This is a genomic window from Streptomyces capoamus (genome assembly GCF_014654935.1).
Classification (GTDB): Bacteria; Actinomycetota; Actinomycetes; order Streptomycetales; family Streptomycetaceae; genus Streptomyces; species Streptomyces capoamus.
The window spans coordinates 76,443-77,426 of the sequence record NZ_BNBF01000024.1; the positions used below are offsets into that span (position 1 = coordinate 76,443).

The window sequence follows — 984 nt, forward strand, 5'->3', positions numbered from 1 at the left end:
CGGACAGGTGTACGTGGCGGGAACAAGCCGACCGGAATCCGGCGTCTCCCGGTCAGGGTGCCCGTCGTTGTACCGCGCGGCTGCGTCTGCCCGTGGGTCAGCCGGGGAGGAGCGCCACGATGACCGGCCTCGAAGACAGGATCGAGATGACCGAGGAGAGCGAGGAGAGCGAGGAGAGCGAGGAGAGCGAAGAGCTGACTCTGGACGCCCTGTTCGAGTCGCTCGAGCGGACCACCCCCGAGGGATACAAGGTCGAGATCGTCGAGGGCGCCGTCTTCATGACGCCGCAGCGGGACACCCACTGGGAGATCATCGCCGCCCTCTTCGAGCAGTTGCGCACCAAGTACCCGCGCAAGCGCGTCAAGTCGGACGTGCGCATCGACTACCCGGGCCACCTCAACGGGTTCTGCTCCGACGTCACTCTCGTGGCCGAGGGGGCCGAAAGGACGCCCGGGGGACTCTGGCGCTGCGGCGACGTCGAGTTCGTCGCGGAGGTCATCTCGAAGGGCACGGCACACAACGACTACGGCCCCAAACGGACCGCCTACGCTGCCGCCGAGGTCCCCGTCTACCTCATCGCCGACCCCTACCAGCGGCGGTGCCACATCTGCACCGACCCCAAGGACGGTGACTACGCCGTGAGCACGCGGGTGGACTTCGGCACCGACATCGACCTGACCGGCACCGTGGTCGACCTCGTCCTCACGACGGGCGACTTCCCCCACGACTAGCTCCGCCCACCCCCGAAAGCCCTTGCATAGAGCGCACTCCAAGCCGTTGGCTGGTGGACCATGGAGTACACGCAGCTCGGACGCACGGGACTCAAGGTCAGCCGACTCGTCCTCGGGACGATGAACTTCGGACCGCAGACCGACGAAGCCGACAGCCACGCCATCATGGACGCGGCACTGGACGCGGGCATCAACTTCTTCGACACCGCCAACGTCTACGGCTGGGGCGAGAACAAGGGCCGGACCGAGTCCA

At 67.0% G+C, this 984-nt stretch carries 2 protein-coding genes; both read left to right on the forward strand.

Annotated features, from left to right (window positions below; all coding sequences use genetic code 11):
- Positions 1-119: 119 nt before the first annotated feature.
- Positions 120-731 (forward strand): Uma2 family endonuclease, encoded by a 612-nt coding sequence (locus tag IE312_RS30555; RefSeq protein WP_189985506.1) that lies wholly within the window; start codon positions 120-122, stop codon positions 729-731.
- Between the two features lie 60 nt (positions 732-791).
- The coding region (locus tag IE312_RS42560; protein ID WP_229900622.1) for an aldo/keto reductase at positions 792-984 on the forward strand (193 nt) is incomplete at its 3' end.

Bases quoted from the DNA above. Each gene is read 5' to 3' on its own strand.
- IE312_RS30555 (WP_189985506.1), top strand. From the start codon at position 120: ATGACCGGCCTCGAAGACAGGATCGAGATGACCGAGGAGAGCGAGGAG.